The sequence below is a fragment of the Micromonospora sp. NPDC047620 genome, from assembly GCF_043205005.1.
Classification (GTDB): domain Bacteria; phylum Actinomycetota; class Actinomycetes; order Mycobacteriales; family Micromonosporaceae; genus Micromonospora.
The window spans coordinates 1-1106 of sequence record NZ_JBIDDG010000178.1 but is presented as its reverse complement, the minus strand read 5'-3'; the positions used below and the strand labels follow the sequence as shown (position 1 = coordinate 1106).

Annotated in this window: 1 protein-coding gene and 1 pseudogene; one reads left to right on the top strand and one right to left on the bottom strand. The window is 69.6% G+C overall.

The annotated features are described in order from the left end of the window. A partial coding sequence (locus ACGF5C_RS35085) for a serine hydrolase domain-containing protein (RefSeq protein ID WP_393308764.1) occupies nt 1–755 on the top strand: 755 nt, incomplete at its 5' end. Between the two features lie 44 nt (nt 756–799). On the opposite strand, the pseudogene ACGF5C_RS35080 reads toward ACGF5C_RS35085, so the two are convergent. Further along, nucleotides 800–1106 (bottom strand): annotated as a pseudogene (locus ACGF5C_RS35080) (hypothetical protein); the annotation flags it as partial.

Genomic DNA, 1106 nt, shown 5'->3' with positions numbered 1-1106 from the left:
TCGACGCCGTCGTCGACGAGGAGGACGCGGTGCGGGCGCTGACCGAGTTGCGGCCGAGTTGGCCGCCCCGGCGATTTCGCGTCTATCACGCACTGACCAGTGGATTGATTCTGCGTCTGCTGGTCCAGCGCGCGACCGGCAAACGGATGCGCGACCATCTCGCCGAGCAGGTGCTGAATCCGCTCGGTTTCCGGTGGACGACGTTCGGGGTGAGCCCGGAGGACGTCGACCGGGTGGTGCCGAGTGTGCGCACCGGACCGCGACCCTCCCGGGCCTGGTCGCTGGTGGCCGGCAAGGCGCTCGGCGGTGGAATGAGCGCCTCGACCTCGGCGGATTCGGTGCGCGCGTTCCTCACCGCGGAGCTTCCCTCCGGCAATCTCGTGACCACCGCCGCGGAACTCTCGCGCTTCTACGAAATCCTCTGTCGCGGTGGCGAACTCGACGGTGTACGGATCCTGTCTCCCGACTCTCTGCACAGCGCGATCGCACCGGCTCCCCGGATCCCGGGCATCGCGGGCCGGGTCAGTCGCGCCGGCTTCGAGCTGGGCGGGCGGCGGTCGAAGTTCGGCGCCCACACCGAAAGGCATTTCGGCCGTAGCGGATTGACCACCCAGTACGGCTGGGCCGACCTCGACCGCGGACTGTCCGGCGCGATTCTGACCAGCGGTAAGTCGACCGTGGACACCGAGCGGCCCTGGCAGTTGTGCGCACAGATCTCGGCGGTCGTTCCCCGCTCGCCCGTCGCCCGGCCGTAGCGGCGGCATCCTCGCGGCTCCCGGCCGTCCGGCCGGTCCGGGTCTCAGCCCTGCGGCTCGGGAAGCCGAAGTCGTTTGAGCGACACCGCGTTCAGCGCGACGATGATACTGGAGCCCGACATGGTCAGTGCGGCGATCTCCGGGCGGAGGGTGAATCCGAAGGCCGGTTCGAGCACGCCGGCCGCGATCGGGAGTGCGACCGCGTTGTATCCCACCGCCCACGCCAGGTTCTGATGCATCTTGCGCAGCGTGCCGCGGCCGATCCGCAAGGCGGTGGGCACATCGAGCGGGTCCGATCGCATCAGTACGACATCCGCGGTGTCGATGGCCACGTCCGTGCCGGCCCCGATG